The 16,612-nt window shown below is 58.2% G+C and carries 12 protein-coding genes and 2 pseudogenes; 7 read left to right on the forward strand and 7 right to left on the reverse strand.

Going from position 1 to position 16,612, the window contains the following annotated elements; genetic code table 11:
• Positions 1 to 354: 354 nt before the first annotated feature.
• On the forward strand, positions 355 to 1,383 hold the full coding sequence (galE, locus tag MME58_RS14070; RefSeq protein ID WP_055005040.1) for a UDP-glucose 4-epimerase GalE: 1,029 nt from the start codon (positions 355 to 357) through the stop codon (positions 1,381 to 1,383).
• 82 nt (positions 1,384 to 1,465) lie between these two features.
• Here the strand turns inward: galE and MME58_RS14075 are convergent, their stop codons facing one another.
• Entirely contained in the window at positions 1,466 to 2,014 is a 549-nt protein-coding gene (locus MME58_RS14075; RefSeq protein ID WP_054984204.1) for a cupin domain-containing protein, read from the reverse strand.
• Positions 2,015 to 2,139: 125 nt separating this feature from the next.
• A complete protein-coding gene (locus tag MME58_RS14080; RefSeq protein ID WP_054984203.1) occupies positions 2,140 to 2,895 on the reverse strand; it encodes a gamma-glutamyl-gamma-aminobutyrate hydrolase family protein in 756 nt (251 codons plus the stop codon).
• Positions 2,896 to 3,022: 127 nt separating this feature from the next.
• Between MME58_RS14080 and MME58_RS14085 the strand changes: the two are divergent.
• From MME58_RS14085 to MME58_RS14095, 3 genes and pseudogenes are all read left to right on the forward strand, one after another.
• Positions 3,023 to 3,926, forward strand: a pseudogene (locus tag MME58_RS14085) (LysR family transcriptional regulator).
• Between the two features lie 147 nt (positions 3,927 to 4,073).
• Complete coding sequence (locus tag MME58_RS14090; protein ID WP_054984201.1) at positions 4,074 to 5,138, forward strand: aromatic ring-hydroxylating oxygenase subunit alpha; 1,065 nt, start codon at positions 4,074 to 4,076, stop codon at positions 5,136 to 5,138.
• A 73-nt stretch (positions 5,139 to 5,211) separates the two neighbouring features.
• Positions 5,212 to 6,162, forward strand: a complete 951-nt coding sequence (locus MME58_RS14095) for a PDR/VanB family oxidoreductase (protein ID WP_054984200.1) — start codon at positions 5,212 to 5,214, stop codon at positions 6,160 to 6,162.
• On the opposite strand, the gene MME58_RS14100 is transcribed toward MME58_RS14095, so the two are convergent.
• Both MME58_RS14100 and MME58_RS14105 read right to left on the reverse strand, forming a co-directional pair.
• Positions 6,163 to 6,873, reverse strand: a complete 711-nt coding sequence (locus MME58_RS14100; RefSeq protein WP_054984199.1) for a GntR family transcriptional regulator — start codon at positions 6,871 to 6,873, stop codon at positions 6,163 to 6,165.
• 72 nt (positions 6,874 to 6,945) lie between these two features.
• Positions 6,946 to 8,916, reverse strand: coding sequence for a putative bifunctional diguanylate cyclase/phosphodiesterase (locus MME58_RS14105; RefSeq protein ID WP_055005039.1), 1,971 nt, complete (start codon positions 8,914 to 8,916; stop codon positions 6,946 to 6,948).
• 244 nt (positions 8,917 to 9,160) lie between these two features.
• On the opposite strand from MME58_RS14105, the gene MME58_RS14110 reads away from it, so the two are divergent.
• The gene (locus MME58_RS14110; RefSeq protein WP_055005038.1) at positions 9,161 to 10,153 is read left to right on the forward strand and encodes a nucleoside hydrolase; all 993 of its coding nucleotides are present in this window, start codon (positions 9,161 to 9,163) and stop codon (positions 10,151 to 10,153) included.
• A gap of 87 nt (positions 10,154 to 10,240) precedes the next feature.
• Here MME58_RS14110 and MME58_RS14115 read toward each other — a convergent pair whose 3' ends face one another.
• Together MME58_RS14115 and MME58_RS14120 are read right to left on the reverse strand one after the other, a co-directional pair.
• Entirely contained in the window at positions 10,241 to 10,933 is a 693-nt protein-coding gene (locus MME58_RS14115; protein WP_054984196.1) for a hypothetical protein, read from the reverse strand.
• Positions 10,934 to 11,071: 138 nt separating this feature from the next.
• On the reverse strand, positions 11,072 to 11,971 hold the full coding sequence (locus MME58_RS14120; protein ID WP_241409102.1) for a LysR substrate-binding domain-containing protein: 900 nt from the start codon (positions 11,969 to 11,971) through the stop codon (positions 11,072 to 11,074).
• Between the two features lie 88 nt (positions 11,972 to 12,059).
• Between MME58_RS14120 and MME58_RS14125 the strand changes: the two genes are divergently transcribed.
• Both MME58_RS14125 and MME58_RS14130 read left to right on the forward strand, forming a co-directional pair.
• Positions 12,060 to 13,448, forward strand: coding sequence for an MFS transporter (locus MME58_RS14125; protein ID WP_055005037.1), 1,389 nt, complete (start codon positions 12,060 to 12,062; stop codon positions 13,446 to 13,448).
• A gap of 18 nt (positions 13,449 to 13,466) precedes the next feature.
• Positions 13,467 to 14,741: a glucarate dehydratase family protein gene (locus MME58_RS14130; RefSeq protein ID WP_055005036.1), complete on the forward strand. Its 1,275-nt coding sequence runs from the start codon at positions 13,467 to 13,469 to the stop codon at positions 14,739 to 14,741.
• A 17-nt stretch (positions 14,742 to 14,758) separates the two neighbouring features.
• Here the strand turns inward: MME58_RS14130 and MME58_RS14135 are convergent.
• A pseudogene (locus MME58_RS14135) lies at positions 14,759 to 16,424 on the reverse strand (PqiB family protein).
• Positions 16,425 to 16,612 lie beyond the last annotated feature (188 nt).

A 16,612-nucleotide genomic window follows, 5' to 3' on the forward strand; every position in this document is an offset into this window, starting at 1 on the left:
GGAGTGTGCGTGGGCGGCTGTTTCATAGTCGTACGTGGTGCAACCCTGTGAGTGAAAAAAACAGGAATGCGTCACGGACACGCTTATCAATGTCGAGCGCACGACAAAACAGTTGTTCAGTGATTCCGATAAAGGGTAAGCGCCATTGGGGATGAGCCGTTGAACTCCTCGGAACGAATACCCACTTAGTCTTGAGCGAATGCTTTTTGGCACCTGCGGTACGTTTTTCCCACGCGGTGGTCTGGTCCTGATTTTCGCAAGCAAGGCTCCCCTGTCGGCCCGGTAATAAAGGTCATGGCATGGAGCCATCAGCTCGCCTCTTCCCGAGGCGGCGAAAATCCAGGAAGGACAACCATGATTCTGGTGACCGGCGGTACGGGATACATTGGCGCTCACATTACGCTTGAGCTGCTTGAGAAGGGCCGCGATGTAGTGGTACTCGATAACTTGAGTAACAGTTCGCGAGAGACGCTGAATCGGATAGAGAAACTCAGCGGGCGACACGTAGATTTCATTCATGGCGATATTCGCAGTAAAGCGACGCTGCACCGATTATTCGCTCGTTACCCTGTCAAGGCGGTGGTGCATTGCGCCGGGCTCAAGGCTGTGAGCGAAAGTGTCCGGGAGCCATTGCGCTATTTCGAGACCAACGTAAGCGGCAGCGTAAAGCTGTGTCAGGTAATGGCAGAAGCAGGCGTGTTCGAGTTGCTGTTCAGCTCATCCGCAACGGTTTATGGCCAGTGTGAGCGGATGCCGCTGGATGAGAACTGTCCACTCGGCTTGCCGACGAGTCCTTACGGGCATTCCAAACTGATGGCCGAGCAGGTGCTGAAAAGCGTCGCTCATTCGGATCCGCGCTGGTCGATCGGACTGCTGCGTTACTTCAACCCCATTGGCGCACATCCGTCCGGCCTGTTGGGTGAGTCGGCCTGCAACACACCGAACAACCTGCTGCCGTTCCTGCTCCAGGTCGCCAATCGGCTGCGCCCTGCTCTGCATATTTATGGCACTGACTACCCGACGCAGGACGGAACAGGTGTGCGTGACTACCTTCACGTCATGGATCTGGCCGATGGCCATCTGAAAGCGCTGGATAGAATACACCGCGAACGCGGGGTATCCGTCTGGAATCTGGGGACAGGACAGGGTTATTCAGTGCTCGAAGTGGTTCACGCCTTCGAGCGTATCTCTGGCAACGCCGTGCCTTTGATCCTCGAACCCCGACGGGCCGGAGACGTCGCCGCGTGCTGGTCCGATCCCTCGAAAGCATTGCGTGAATTGAATTGGCACGCCAGGCACGACCTTGATTCGATGCTTACCGACGCATGGCGCTGGCAGTGCATGAACCCACAAGGGTACATACCCGCGGCGCTGGTCAGTTGAGCCGCATACAGGGGGACAAGACGCTCCGGAACTATCGCAACGCCATGTCAATGAGGTTTAGACGTAACACGGCAACTGCCCCTTAAAAATTGGCCGGCGTGTTGGAGCTGATGATCTCGGCCTCGTCCTGGCCGACGTTGCGGAAGCGGTGCGGTAATGTAGTCGGAAAATAATAGCCGTCTCCAGGACCGAGGATATTGACCTGCCCATCGATGGTCAGCTCCACCGTGCCGCGCGTCACCAGCCCGCACTCCTCGCCTTCGCTGTGGACGATAGGTTCTTCGCCGGAGTCGGCACCCGGCGCGTATTGCTCGCGCAGAAAACGCATCTGTCGACTCGGCAGGGTCGCGCCGACCAGTAACAAGCGAACGCCATTGCGCCCCAGGTCAGGTTGATCACCGGCCCGGAACACATATTGATCCTGCCCGGGAGGCTGATCGAATGTGAAAAAGTCCGCCAGCGTCATAGGGATGCCTTCCAGCAGCTTCTTGAGAGAGCTGATGGAGGGACTGACACGATTTTGCTCAATCAGGGAAATCGTGGCATTGGTCACACCACTGCGTCTGGCGAGTTCACGTTGCGACAGCTTGTAGCTCTCACGCACCAGTTTGAGTCGTGCTCCCGTATCCATAGTGGCCTTATGCGAAAGATATCCGGTAAATGAGACGGCCTCGGCGCAATGGACTGTCCACTGCCCGAGGCCGTAACGGCGGATATTAAATCACGTTTGGCAATAACACTCAGCAGCTCATCGCTTTAGCGGTCGCGACGGTGCCTGGCATAAGTCAGGCAGGCTTCACGGAATGCCGTGAACAGGCTCAGCGAGACGGGATTGTCCAGGAGCGCCCATTCCGGATGCCACTGCACGCCCAGCACAAAACCTGGCGCGCCAGGCAAGGACACCGCTTCCACAAGACCGTCGGGTGCCAACGCTTCCGCACGCAGATCCGATGCCAGACGGTCAACACCCTGGCTGTGCAGGCTGTTGACCTCGAACCCCGGTGCCAGCCCGAGAGCGTCCAGCAAACCGCCCGGCTGCACATGCACTGCGTGTTGCGGCGCGTACTGCACGGCCAGCACATCGCTGTGCGGCTCGCGGTGGTCCAGATACCCAGGTAACTCGTGCACCCGCTGATGCAGGCTGCCACCGAGTGCGACATTCAGTTCCTGAAAGCCACGGCAAATGCACAACACCGGCACACCCTGAGCGATGGCGGCCCTGAGCAGCGGCAAGGTAGTACGATCCCGACAGATGTCATGGGCAGTGCCCTCCGCGCTGGCCGGTCCGTTGTAATGGCGCGGTTCGACATTGGACGGCGAACCGGTAAACAGCAGGCCGTCCAGTGACGCGAGCAGTTGCTCAGGTTCAGCAGGCACATCGAGCGCAGGGAGGATGACCGGAATCCCAGCGAACGCTGCGGCCTCGACATACTTGTCGCCCGCAGTGTGAGAGGAATACTTGCCCAACTGCTGGCGGCAGGCGGTAACGCCGATCAAGGGAGGTCGTGACATATGTGAATCCTTCGGAAGTCTGGTGGGCCTGCAGGTCGATAGCAGGCTATCCAACCACAATGAAACCAGTCTAGGATAGTCACTCACGCAACAAACATAGGCACCCAGGCAAAGGAACATTGCACCAATGCAATATGAAATCACCCATGCCGATCTTTCCCTGGTACTGGCACTGGTGCGCGGCCGCACGCTGGCACGTGCTGCCGATCTGCTGAACGTTGATATCTCGACAGTGTTTCGCTCGATCAGACGCCTTGAAGCCGCTCTTGGCGCAGCGTTGTTCGAGAAGAACCGACGCGGCTACATCCCGACGGACACTGCCCAGGCCATGGCCGAGCAGGCAGAGCACGCCGAAAAGGCACTCGCCGCTGCCCGTATCGCCTTGCAGCAAGGCGAACAGGTCGTCAGCGGTACGGTGCGCCTGACCTGCACCGACGCTGTCCTGCACCGACGCTGTCCTGCACAGCCTGCTGTTGCCGACCCTCGCGGATTTCATGCCGCAGTACCCTGCCCTCACGCTGGAAATGGCCACCTCCAATGCGTTCGCCAACCTCAGTCGTCGCGATGCAGATATTGCCCTGCGCCTGACCAACACCCCGCCCGAGCACTTGATCGGACGATGCCTGGGCAGTGCCGACTATTTTATCTGTGGCCGTCCCGAATACCGCGATGCACTGGCGCAAAGCCCCGCCTCCGTCCCCTGGATCAGCCCGGACGACTCAATGCCGGATCACACCTCAGTGATCTGGCGTAAGCAGGCGTTCCCGGGGGTAAGCCCGCGCTACCGCTGCAGCAACATGTCGGCGATCTCTCAGATGGTCGCTGCCGGTCTGGGCGTGGCGGCCCTGACCGATTTCACTGTCAAGGGTCTCGGTACTGTGGAGCGGCTGAGTGAGCCGCTGCAAGGATGCAGCACTGATCTGTGGCTACTGACCCGTCCCGACTGCCGGGCACTGCGTTCTGTGCAGACCCTGCTGGAAGCGCTCGCGCCCCGTTTACGAGCTGCACTGCTGGCATCCGGATCCGCATGAGCGGCCTTCAGTGGATCCACTAAATAATAGTTAATAAATTTAATCATTGGCTTAACCTCAATCCTGTGGCATTAATAATCGCGAGGACAGCAACATGATTCATTCTGTGGATCCATAAGATCAATAATCGAACCGTGGAGAACCGCCATGCATCCGAAAAATACGTGGTACGTCGCCTGTACAGCGGATGAAGTCGCCGAAAAGCCTTTGGGCCGGCAGATCTGCAACGAAAAGATGGTGTTCTATCGCGACCAGAACCAACAAGTGGTCGCGGTCGAAGACTTCTGCCCGCACCGCGGCGCGCCGCTCTCGCTGGGTTATGTCGAAAACGGTCACCTGGTGTGCGGTTACCACGGGCTGGTGATGGGCGGCGACGGCAAGACCGTTTCCATGCCCGGCCAACGTGTTCGGGGCTTCCCGTGCAACCGGACCTTTCCTGCAGTCGAGCGCTACGGCTTCATCTGGGTATGGCCAGGCGACCGGGAAAAGGCTGATCCGGCACTCATCCATCATCTCGAGTGGGCCGTCAGCGACGAATGGGCCTACGGTGGCGGTCTTTTTCATATTCAGTGCGACTACCGCCTGATGATCGACAACCTGATGGACCTTACCCACGAAACTTACGTGCATGCGTCAAGCATCGGCCAGAAGGAAATTGACGAGGCAGCTCCCGTCACGACTGTCGAAGGCGAAGAAGTCATTACCGCGCGCCACATGGAAAACATCATGCCGCCGCCGTTCTGGCAAATGGCGCTGCGTGGCAACAATCTGGCCGACGATGTGCCGGTCGATCGCTGGCAGATCTGCCGCTTTACACCGCCCAGCCATGTGCTGATCGAAGTCGGCGTGGCCCACGCAGGTAAAGGCGGCTATCACGCGCCCCAGGAGTTCAAGGCGTCGAGCATCGTCGTCGACTTCATCACACCGGAAACCGATACTTCGATCTGGTACTTCTGGGGCATGGCGCGCAACTTCAATCCGGCTGACGAACAACTGACCGCGTCGATCCGCGAAGGTCAGGGCAAGATTTTCACCGAAGATCTGGAGATGCTTGAACGCCAGCAACAGAACCTGCTTCAGCACCCACAGCGCAATCTGCTCAAACTCAATATCGATGCCGGCGGCGTGCAGTCGCGCAAGATTCTGGAACGCCTGATCGCTGCCGAGCGGACCGGCTCGCCTGAACAGATTCCCGTGATGGCCACGAAATGACGGTCTTCTGCCAGTCCGGATGTGTTGAAAACAATCAGAAGTGACCCTTGTCGCGGTCACCCGAGGACATACCATGATCGACGTGACCGTGTTATCACGTAACGATGAAGCGCTGGATATCTGCAGCTTTGAACTGGCGCGACCTGATGGCGAACTGCTGCCACCCTTCACGGCAGGTGCACACATTGATGTGCATCTGCCGAACGGGCTGATACGCCAGTACTCGCTGTGCAACGCGCCGAACGAGCGTCATCGCTATCTGATCGGCGTGCTTAACGATCCAGCTTCACGTGGCGGATCGCGCGGCCTGCACGAACAGATTCAGCCAGGGGCGCAATTGCGCATCAGCGAACCGCGCAACCTGTTTCCGCTGACCGAGACCAGCCGTCGCACACTCCTGTTCGGCGGAGGCATCGGTATCACGCCCATCCTGTGCATGGCGGAACAGCTGGCGCTTGAGGGTGCCGATTTCGAACTGCACTACTGCGTTCGTTCCGTCGAGCGCGGCGCGTTTATCGAACGTCTGAAACACTCGCCATTTGCCGACCGGGTAACGCTGCACTTTGACGAGCAGCCCGACACTGCGCTGGATGCCGCTAAGCTACTCGCCCACCCGCAGCCCGATACCCATCTGTACGTATGCGGACCGGGTGGCTTCATGCAATACATCCTCGACAGCGCCCGCGCGGCTGGCTGGTCTGAAGACAATCTGCATCGCGAGTACTTTTCCGCACAGCCTGCAGATACCAGCAATGACGGTAGCTTTTCGATCGAGATCGCCAGCACTGGCCAGGTCATTGCCATTCCAGCCAACAAGACGGTCGCTCAGGTGCTCGAAAGCCACGGCATCGATATCCCGCTGTCGTGCGAGCAAGGCGTGTGCGGTACATGCCTGACGCGGGTTTTGAAGGGCATTCCGGATCATCGGGACCTGTTTATGACTGAAGACGAACAGGCCCTCAACGATCAGTTCACGCCCTGCTGCTCTCGCTCGAAAACCCCACTGCTGGTGCTCGAACTCTGATCAGTCCGGGCGCGGAATGACCTTCATGCGCTCGTTCACGCCAGCCCCGAAAATCTCGGCATAACGCAAGGTGGCGTTGGCGTGCTCGCGCATGATGGCCTCGGCACGAGCGCCCTGCCCGCTGATCAACGCATCCACTACCGCATGATGCTGCATATGCGCGAAATTGAAGCGTCGGTATTCGCGAATCAGGTTGTCCCGATCCACTGCCAGTGCAGTCACCGAGGCGAAAGGCAGGTGGTCGTTACGCGCCAGTGCATCGGCAATGGCTCGGTTGCCACTGCCGGCGACAATCACTCGATGCAGGCGCATGTTCATATCGTGATAGACCTCGAGGTCATCCTCAGTGACATAGCCCTTTTCGAACAGCCCATCACCCTGCACCAGACAGGCCTCAAGCTCGTCGCGTGCGTCCTGTGTCAAACCGCGTTCGGCCATCTGCCGCGCCGCCAGCCCTTCCAGAACGCCGCGCACGTCGACCGCACCGGCGATTTCCATCGGGCTGATCGAGCGCACCTGAAAACCACGGCCGCCGAAGGGCACCAGCAGGCCTTCCTGCTCCAGCGTCCGAAACGCCATGCGCACCGGCATGCGTGATACACCGAACAGCTCGGCGGTCGGCACTTCCATCAAACGCTCGCCGGCAGCCAGCTCGCCTGACGCAATCATCTTGCGCAGCGCGACAAGAACGGTCTGCCCAGGTTTGCTCATCAGAAAGATTCCGTGGAGATCAAAAGTGCATCTTACTCCACGCACGCAGGTGAGTGGCTCAAGCCAGATTGATCAGAGCGGGCACGAGGCGGCATAGCCGAAGGTGCGCTCTTCATCGGGTGTTTCAATCCACACCAGCGTCTGCTCGAAGCTGATCGGCGGACTGTAGAAGTAACCCTGAACCATCGTACATCCCAGGCTGGTCAGTGCATTCAATTCATCCTGCGTTTCGACGCCTTCGATCACGCAGCCAAGGGACATGTCCAGGCTCAGGGCGATCAGCGATTTGACGATCTTGTAACTGGCCGGATTGTTATGCACGCCGGTTACAAAGCTGCGGTCGATCTTGAGCTTGGTCAGTGCCAAAGCATGCAACTGGCTGAGGCTCGAATACCCGGTGCCAAAATCATCCAGCGATATACCGCAGCCCAGTTTCCGGAACTGCGCGATGGCCTGTTGCACCTGGTTGATATCCTGCATCACCGCGGTTTCTGTGATTTCCAGATCCAGCCGCGAGGCATCGAAGCCGCTGCTTTCAATGATCTCGACAATTCTGCTGACACTTTCCCAGGTCGCGCAGTCGTGGGCAGACAGATTGAACGACAGCCTGACAGGTGCAGGCCATGACAAAGCCCTCTGCAGCGCGTGAGTCAGCAAAGGCGCGGTGAGCTTGTTGATCATGCCGATTCGCTCGGCAATCGGAATGAAATGTGCCGGTGATACCGGACCCAGCTCCGGACTGTTCCAGCGCGCCAGCGCCTCGAAAGCCACGGTTTGACGAGTGCAGCTTTCAACGATCGGCTGAAACAGCACGTGAAACTCGGTGTCGAGATTGGCACGTCGCAATGCCTGCTCAGTCACACCATCGGCATGCAACTGCTGGCGGTGACTGGCAGAGAACAGGCACGTGGTGCCTGGGTTATGATTTTTGCCCTGATAAAGCGCGTAATCGGCAAATTCGAACAGCTGGGTCGCATTGTCCGCAGTGGCCGGGAACGTCGCGAGGCCGAGGGTCGCGCCGATCTGGATCGGCATGTCCGACAGCTCGAAGCTTTCGTGCATGAGGTCGCACAGGTGCTTACCGAACGCCAGCAATGCCTCGTTGCTGATGTCGCCCTTGATAACCAGCGCGAACTCGTCACCGCCCAGCCGGGATACATGCACTGTATTGCTAGAGACACTGGTCAGGCGTTCAGCGACCAGCATCAGCAGCATGTCCCCCGTACGATGCCCGTAAAGGTCATTGACCGGCTTGAATCCGTCCAGATCCAGCACACCCACCGCCAGCCCGCTGCGATGCGCCAGCGCCTCGTTCATGGCCGCGTCCAGCGTCTGAAAGAACTGTCGACGATTGGGCAGCCCCGTCAAGCTGTCCTGATTGGCCAGCAGCAGGTTCTCATTGCTCAATTGTTCGGTTCTGACCTGCACGTTCACCAGGCTGGTGAAGTCACGGTACTGATACTGCAGAATGATCAGCATGCCAATGGACACCAGCACGATGTTCGCCGCCGTGGCAATAAACGTGATGTTGTGCGTCGAGGCGAAGAACACAACGAACGCAGTGTTGACCACCACTGCCGTGGTCAACGCTGCAGGCTGCAAGTGCATCATGCAGAAGATGCAGACAATCACGGTGATGCCCATGAAAAACGCCACATGCGCCTGGGCATAGGCATCGCCATAGGGATAAAGCGACAGTGACCACGCGGCGAAACCGGCAGCGATCAAACCTGCCAGAGCATTGGTGCCGCGTAACGTCGCCAGAATGGTTGCCGGGGCCGGTGGCGGGCGGTTTACCGTGAGCAGCCACTTGCGCGCGCGAATGGCGCAGATAGTCGTCAGCAGCGCCGGAACCAGCAGCGTCAGCCACATCGGCGCGGTGCTCCAATGGGTGAACGCCAACGCCCAGGTGTTGACCAGCAGCACAAAGTACATCAACGGCAGTTGTCGGGACAACGCAACGTATTGGGCCTGCAATAGCCTGGGATTATCAGCGGGCACAGACATCAGGGTGCGCAAAGCACCCACTAGTTTTTTCAGCATCGCAAGGCTTCTCTGTCACTACAGTCAAAGCACACGTGGCTTGCTGCTCATCATGCAAGCCACGTGATAGTCGGCTTGCTTGTCATGCTCTCGGCGGGTGTGGTTAATTCTTTACGGTTAAATCGGGCCGCGTATCGGTTTAATTGAAATAAACCGGCGATACACTGTTTGGTCGTGTGCCCGGGCATATCAACAGCGTCTGCAACCTCTTTTCATTTACCCCCTATGGGCAGGGAGCATTACCATGAGCAGGAAAGTCATTATCGATACGGACATGGGCTGGGACGACGTGCTGTCCATCGCCTACCTGATGAAAAGACCGGACATCGACATCGTCGGTATTACCGTCACGGGATGCGGCGAAACGGATCTGGGCTGGGGCGTGATCATCGCGCAGTATTTGCTGGGCATTGGCAATCGACTCGGCACCGTCGTTGCAAGAGGCACCGCTCAGCCACTCGAATACGACAACCGGTTTCCACAACCATTCAAAAACGATATGAATGACATCATGGGTCTTCTGGGAAGCCTTAATCCTGCTGCGTTACCGGAGGTGTCGAACCTTACTGCGTGGGAGTACCTGTATCAGACGGTAAAAAACAGCCAGGATACAATCACTGTTCTATCGCTCGGCGGCTTTACCAACATCGCGAAGATGCTCTCGCTGAGCAGCCAGCCCGCAGACGTGCAGATGATCGACAGGATTGTTGCCATGGCGGGTGCCGTCTATGTTGATGGCAATGTCGCCACATTGAACGACGCTCAGAAGGCGTGGGATCAGGGTGAGTCCTACAGCAGTAACCACTCTGCCGAATGGAATGTATTTATAGACCCCGTCGCAGCCAATAACGTTTTCCAGTCGAACCTGCCGTTGACGCTTGTGCCGCTTGACGTCTGCAATCAGGTTATCCTCGACGCCAGTTACTCGCAGCAGATTACCGCCACCGATCCAGTGGCCACTCTGGTCAGGCAGGTGCTTGAAACCAAATCGGGCACGCACGCCGAAGGTTATCCGGTACCGATATTCGATCCATTGGCGACCGTGCTGATGGCGGGCGGCATTGAAGCGACGAAAGTGGATGAGCAGTTTCTGTCCGTCAACACCAACATCACGCCACAGGACAACCATTGCGGACAGATACAACTGCAAGGCAACGGTTCGCGAACCATCACTTGCGTACTGGGAGTGTCACAGTTCGCGTTCAGCAAGCACTTCGCCGAGGTCATCAATAGCTGAAGGCGGGTGTAATGCGGAGCGCGAGGCAGAAGGCATATCTGACAGTGTCCGCCAGGCCAGCGCTCCATTTCCAGGCGTGATTCAGGCTCAGTTCGCCGCGACTTGAGCCCGATCGGCCTGCATGACCAGCGCCTTGAGCGACGCATCGAATTGTTTCAGCGCGTTCACTTGCAGCTCGCGCTGCTGATCGATCTGTGCGGCAATTTCCGGAGCGGCTTTACCCTGCACCCAGACCGAGGTCATGTCCTTGACCACTTCACCTTCCGCCTTGCCGATGTACTGCAGATTGGTGTCGTAAAAGCGGGCCATGAAACGTGCTTCGACCTGACTGTTGCGTTTGCTCACCAGACGATTGTAGGTGTCGAGCATGACCACAACATCCGGGCGCGCATGCATCAGCGCGTCGAGGCTATCGTAGACAGTCACCGAGGCAAACTCTTTCTGTAATGAACCCACCAGCCAGGCGGTGGCCAGTTTTGGGTCCGAACTGCTGACGAATGCGTTGCGAATACGCGAATCGAGCGCTCCGTTCTGCCCGCTTTTGAGCGCTACAGAATGGTAGTTGTTCAGGTACTGGAGATTACTGAGGGTATTTTCGCTGTACAAAACACCCACCGACTGAGTGTGTTGCAGGCTGGAGGCGCTGTCGGCCACCGGCGCAAAATGGCAAGACTGGGCGGAAGACGCAGAGACCGGCGAGACGGCGGCGTTGGCCGACGCAGTGAACACAATGCTGGTGCTTAACACGGCAGCAAACGTCAACAGATTAAACATTCTCATCGCGTCGTCTCCCTTTGGAGCAGGTGGCTATGGCGCCATCCTCCTCCTTTGCCGGAAAAACAGAACTTGCCTTGCATGATGATGACTATCGACTGAATGAATGATAGTCGACGCCAGCATACAGCAAGGTTTTTCGCATCAACTTTCATCAGCCCTGACGGCCGCGCGAATGGCCTCCAGCAGCATCCTGCACGCCGGATTGTCATTGTCGCCACGCCAGACCAGATGCAACTCGCTCTGCACACCCTCACCCAGATCAATGTGACGAAACACTACGTCCTTGAACACCACATTGGTCGCACAACGCGGCACCAGTGCCAGGCCCATGCCGGCGTTGACCAGTGCCAGAATAGTCAGTGACGATCCAAGCCATTGGACATACTCCGGCGCCACTCGTGCGGAACGAAACATGCCGGTCAGCAGTTCGTTGAACGGTGGGTAGGCCGAATGCGAATACATCAGAAACGGCACGCCATCCAGATCAGCCACCGCGACTGCGTCAGCGTGAGCCAACCGATGATTGGCCGGCACCGCCAGCACGAATGGTTCGCGTACCAGGCATTCGCTTTCGTAGCCCGGCTGAAACAGCGGCGCTCTTACGATACCCAGGTCAATGCGCCGCGCCCTGAGCGCTTCGTGCTGCTGATAGGTGTTCATCTCAGTCAGGGAAATCTTCACCTGTGGCTGCTTGAGCCGCGCCTCGGCGATCACCCTGGGCAGAAACTCGTATACCGCACTGCCGACAAAGCTGATGGTTACCGAGCCGATATCGCCTTCGGCAAAGCGCCTGGCTGAAAGAGCCGCCTGCTGCGCACGCTCCAGCAACGTCTGCGCCTCGATGAAGAACGCCCTGCCCGCTGCCGTCAACGCCACGCTGCGGGTGCTGCGCGTGAACAGCTCGACACCCAGATTGTGCTCCAGTAGCTGGATCTGCCGACTCAATGGCGGCTGAGTCATATTGAGCCGCTCGGCGGCACGGCGGAAGTTCAGTTCCGTGGCCACCGTGGTAAAGCAACGCAGCTGGGAAAGCTCGAACATTGATCCACTCCCGGTATCAATCAAGTCACTAACTGGATTGGACAGGAATAATACACCCGCGCATGATCGACTCACCCCAAAAACAACAATGAATGGGAGCCGCCCCTTGAATACCGTCCCTGGTACTACTGACCCCACGGCACTTGCCCGTGCGGCCTCGAAGGTGAAACGCCACGTGTTGCCGCTGTTTGTGGTGATGTTCATCGTCAATTATATCGACCGGGTCAATATCGGCTTTGTGCGCAGCCATCTTGAAACCGATCTGGGTATCGGTGCAGCAGCCTATGGGCTGGGTGCCGGATTGTTCTTTGTCGGCTATGCACTGTTCGAAGTGCCGTCCAACATGCTGCTGCAGCGTTACGGTGCCCGCGCCTGGCTGACCCGCATCATGTTTACCTGGGGCGCAGCCGCCATGGCCATGGCGTTCGTTCAGGGAGAAACCAGTTTCTACGTGCTGCGCTTCATTCTTGGCGCGGCCGAAGCCGGCTTCTTTCCGGGCATCATCTATTACTTCACCCAGTGGCTACCCTCCAGCGATCGCGGTAAGGCGATGGCGCTGTTTCTCAGCGGATCGGCAATTGCCTCGGTGATTTCCGGGCCGGTGTCCGGTGCATTGCTCGGCATCGAGGGTCTGAGCCTGCATGGCTGGCAATGGATGTTCCTCATCGAAGGCTTCGCCTCGATCGTGCTGTGCGGTTTCGTCTGGTTCTGGCTACAGTCATACCCCCACGAGGCCAGCTGGCTGAGTGAAGAAGAAAAGACCGCACTCAGCACTGCATTAGCTGAAGAACAAAGGCTGCGTGAAGCAGCACAGACCGTCAGGCCGTCGGTGTTCCGCTTGCTGGCGGACCGGCAGATCCTACTGTTCTGTTTCATTTACTTTTCGGTGGCACTGACGATCTACGGCGCTACCTTCTGGCTGCCGAGCATGATCCGCAAGATGGGCAGCTTCAATGACTTCGAGGTCGGGCTGTTCAACTCGGTGCCGTGGATCATTTCCATTGTGGCCATGTATGGTTTTGCGGCATTGGCGGCGCGCTTCAAGCACCAACAGGCGTGGGTCGCTGTCACGCTGATCATCGCCGCCGTCGGCATGTTCATGTCCACCATTGGCGGCCCGGTATTCGCGTTTGTAGCCATTTGCTTCGCGGCCATCGGCTTCAAGGCCGCGTCTGCCCTGTTCTGGCCGATTCCTCAGGGCTATCTGGATGCACGCATTGCCGCAGCGGTCATCGCGCTGATCAACTCCATCGGCAATCTGGGCGGCTTTGTTGCGCCCACCACGTTCGGCTTTCTGGAACAGACCACCGGGTCGATTCAGGGTGGGCTTTACGGACTGGCGGCGACTTCATTACTGGCTGCCGTCGTGATTTTCTTTGCCCGCACCACGCCGCAGGTCGGCAGTCCACCCAGCGCACAGCCGATTGCGACTCACAGTGCTGCCATGCCTGGCACCCCTTCCAGCCTCAAACCCTGACCACCGGGAGACAGCCCCTTGAAAATCATACGTGTGACCGTCACCCCTATCGCGTTCCGCGATCCGCCACTGCTCAATGCCAGCGGCATTCACGAACCCTTCGCCCTGCGCTCGATCATCGAGGTAGAAAGCGATAACGGCTACATCGGACTCGGTGAAAGCTATGGTGACGCCCCGGCACTGCTGATTCAGCAACACGTACAGAACCAGCTGATCGGCATCGACCCGTTCAACCTCAATCAACTGCGCAGCATCGTTCAGGCCACGGTCGCGGCGCATAAGCCTGCGAGCCTGGCGGGTGCCGAACTGGCGCCCGGCTCGCACGCCAGCAAGGCGGTAAGCAATGCTTATTCGGCATTCGAAGTGGCGTTTCTGGACCTCCAGGCACGTTCCATGGAGCTGCCATTGGTTGACCTGCTCGGGGGTGCCATTCGCGAGCGGATACCGTTCAGCGCCTATCTCTTCTTTAAATACGCACAGCACACCGACGCGCCATATGCGCCTGACAACTGGGGTGAAGCGCTGAACGAGGAACAGATTGTTGCCCAGGCTCGGCGCATGATCGAAGCCTATGGCTTCAAGAGCATCAAGCTCAAGGCCGGAGCGCTGCAACCGGAACACGAGGTATCCTGCATCAAAGCGTTAAAAAAGGCCTTCCCGGGTTATCCGCTGCGCATCGACCCCAATGGCAACTGGTCATTGGAAACCTCAATCCGCATGGCCGAGCTACTGGGCGATGATCTGCAGTATTACGAAGACCCTACACCGGGCCTGGATGGCATGTCGGAACTGCACAAACGCACGGGCCTGCCGCTGGCCACCAACATGGTGGTGACCGATTTCGACGAATTCCGTCGCAGTGTGGCCCTCGACAGCGTGCAGATCGTGCTCGCCGACCATCATTACTGGGGCGGCCTGCGCGACACTCAGGCGCTGGCGAAAATGTGTGACACCTTTGGCCTCGGTGTGTCGATGCACTCCAACTCGCACCTGGGGATCAGTCTGATGGCCATGGCACACGTCGCCGCGTCCGTACCCAACCTTGACTACGCCTGCGACACGCACTACCCGTGGCAGGAGCCGGACGAGGAAGTCATCAAGGGCGGAAAGCTGCCGATTGTCGACGGTTGCGTCAATATCACCCGCGCGCCGGGCCTGGGCCTTGAACTGGATTATGATCAACTCGGCAAGCTCAATGACCAGTACCTCAGCTGTGGCATCCGTCAGCGTGATGATGTGAAGCAGATGCAGAAGTACAAGCCGGAATGGAAGGCAGTAAAACCGAGATACTAAACGCGTTTGACTCCAGCTCAATCAGACCTTTGGGCAGGATTGGCCGCCGGATAGACACCGGGCTCATCCTGCTGGCTGCGACCACGGATCAATGCTTCGGGGTTGCGGCTTATATAGTCTGTCAGCACCCGCACCGAGCGTGCCGTGCGCTGAACTTCATCCATTGTCCGGTTGACTTGCTGGCGTACCGGCGAGTCCTCGGCAAGCGTCGCACCGGCAATCGCCACCGTGCTTCGGGATTGCGCCAGAATGCTGCGAAGTTCAGGCATCACGTCAGTGTTGAACAGTTTGAACGTCTTTTGCGCCTCGTTGAGGTTGCTATCCAGATGCCCGGCGATTTCGTGCAGCGGCAGTTTACCGACCTTCTCAACGATAAGTTGCACCTGCTCCTGCACCTTTTCCAGCTCTCCGGGTACGGTGGGAATTATAAGCGGCCGTGCATTGACATCGAACTGCGCTGGCGCAGCGTTTGCGATAAACCCGAGAGAAATATAGAGCTGTCCCGTGAGCAGACTCGCACTGCGAGGCTGCGCACGCAGGCCTCGCTTGACGAAGTCGGCGATCAACTGCGCAGTGCGCGAGTCGTCGGCAGTGCCCAATGTCCTTACGATCTTTTCATTGGCCATCCCCAGGCGGTCCGGGTAGATCACCGCCCCCACGATACTGGAGAACGACTGGCGGGCAGCGTCGTAGTCCAGATCGACCGAGACCACTCGCCCCAGATTGATCCCCATGAATTCTACGGGCGAGTTGACCTCGAGACCACGCAACGACTGACTGAACATCATGCGGATGTAACCGGGTTCGCCATCGGGCGGCGACAGCGCCTTTTGCTGATCTTCGAACAAGTTGAACCGTGCATGCTCTGCAGCCCTGGGCGCATGAGCGCTGTAATCCGGTTCAACGAAGGCCACACCTCCGGCCAATACCGTCGAGACCGATTCGGTCTTTATCTTCAATCCATCGGCATCAACCGTCATGCCGATGCCGCTGGCGTTCCAGAACCGCGTGTCAGTGGTTACAAACCTGTCGTTGGGGGCATTGATGAAGATCTCGGCGTCCACCCCTTTGCCATCATCGGCCAGACGGCAGGCAACCAATTGACCGACTTGAATGCGCCGGTAGTAGACCGGAGAACCGACATCGAGTGAGCCCATATCCTGGGCGTGCAGGGTGAAGCGCGTGCCTTTTACGCCAAACGTAAGGGGTGGCGGGCTTTCCTGACCGACAAAGTGTTTTTTCATGTGCGTGGAAGTACCACTGTCTGCCGCGATAAATGACCCGGACAGCAACGTATCCACACCGGTCACGCCCTGGGTGCCTATACGTGGACGAACTACCCAGAACATGGAGTCCTGAGCGGTGAAAGGCCGGGCGTCGGCGTTGAGATCCACCGTCACCACCACACCTGTGCGGTCTTTGCTCAGGGCAACGGCTGACACCTCGCCGATGACGACATTTTTGACCTTGACCTTTGTCTTGTGCGCTTCAAGTCCCTCGGCGCTCTGAAAGCTGATAAAAATTCTCGGGCCTTTCGAAAGCGCACTGTTGATCAACAGCGACAGGCATATCAGGGCCGCAATGACAGGAACCAGCCATACCGGCGATAGGCCGAAACGCTTGGGTTTGGCGCCTGAAGGCGCCGACCGGCAACGGAGGAGCGCAACCTGAGCGATCAGACATTTTTTCCTTTCAGGCACCCACACGGGCACTGCCAACGATTCAGACGGTTGGCAGCACTTTGAACGTCGACTATCAATAAACCTTCAAGGAACTATCAAGGTTTGATCAAGACGCTGCTGCACCGTCGTGGCAGGGTCCCGAGGTCGGCAGGTCATGAAGCCGACGTTTTTCCAGCCGGCTTCATGCTG

Source organism: Pseudomonas syringae pv. tagetis (assembly GCF_022557255.1).
GTDB lineage: Bacteria > Pseudomonadota > Gammaproteobacteria > Pseudomonadales > Pseudomonadaceae > Aquipseudomonas > Aquipseudomonas caricapapayae.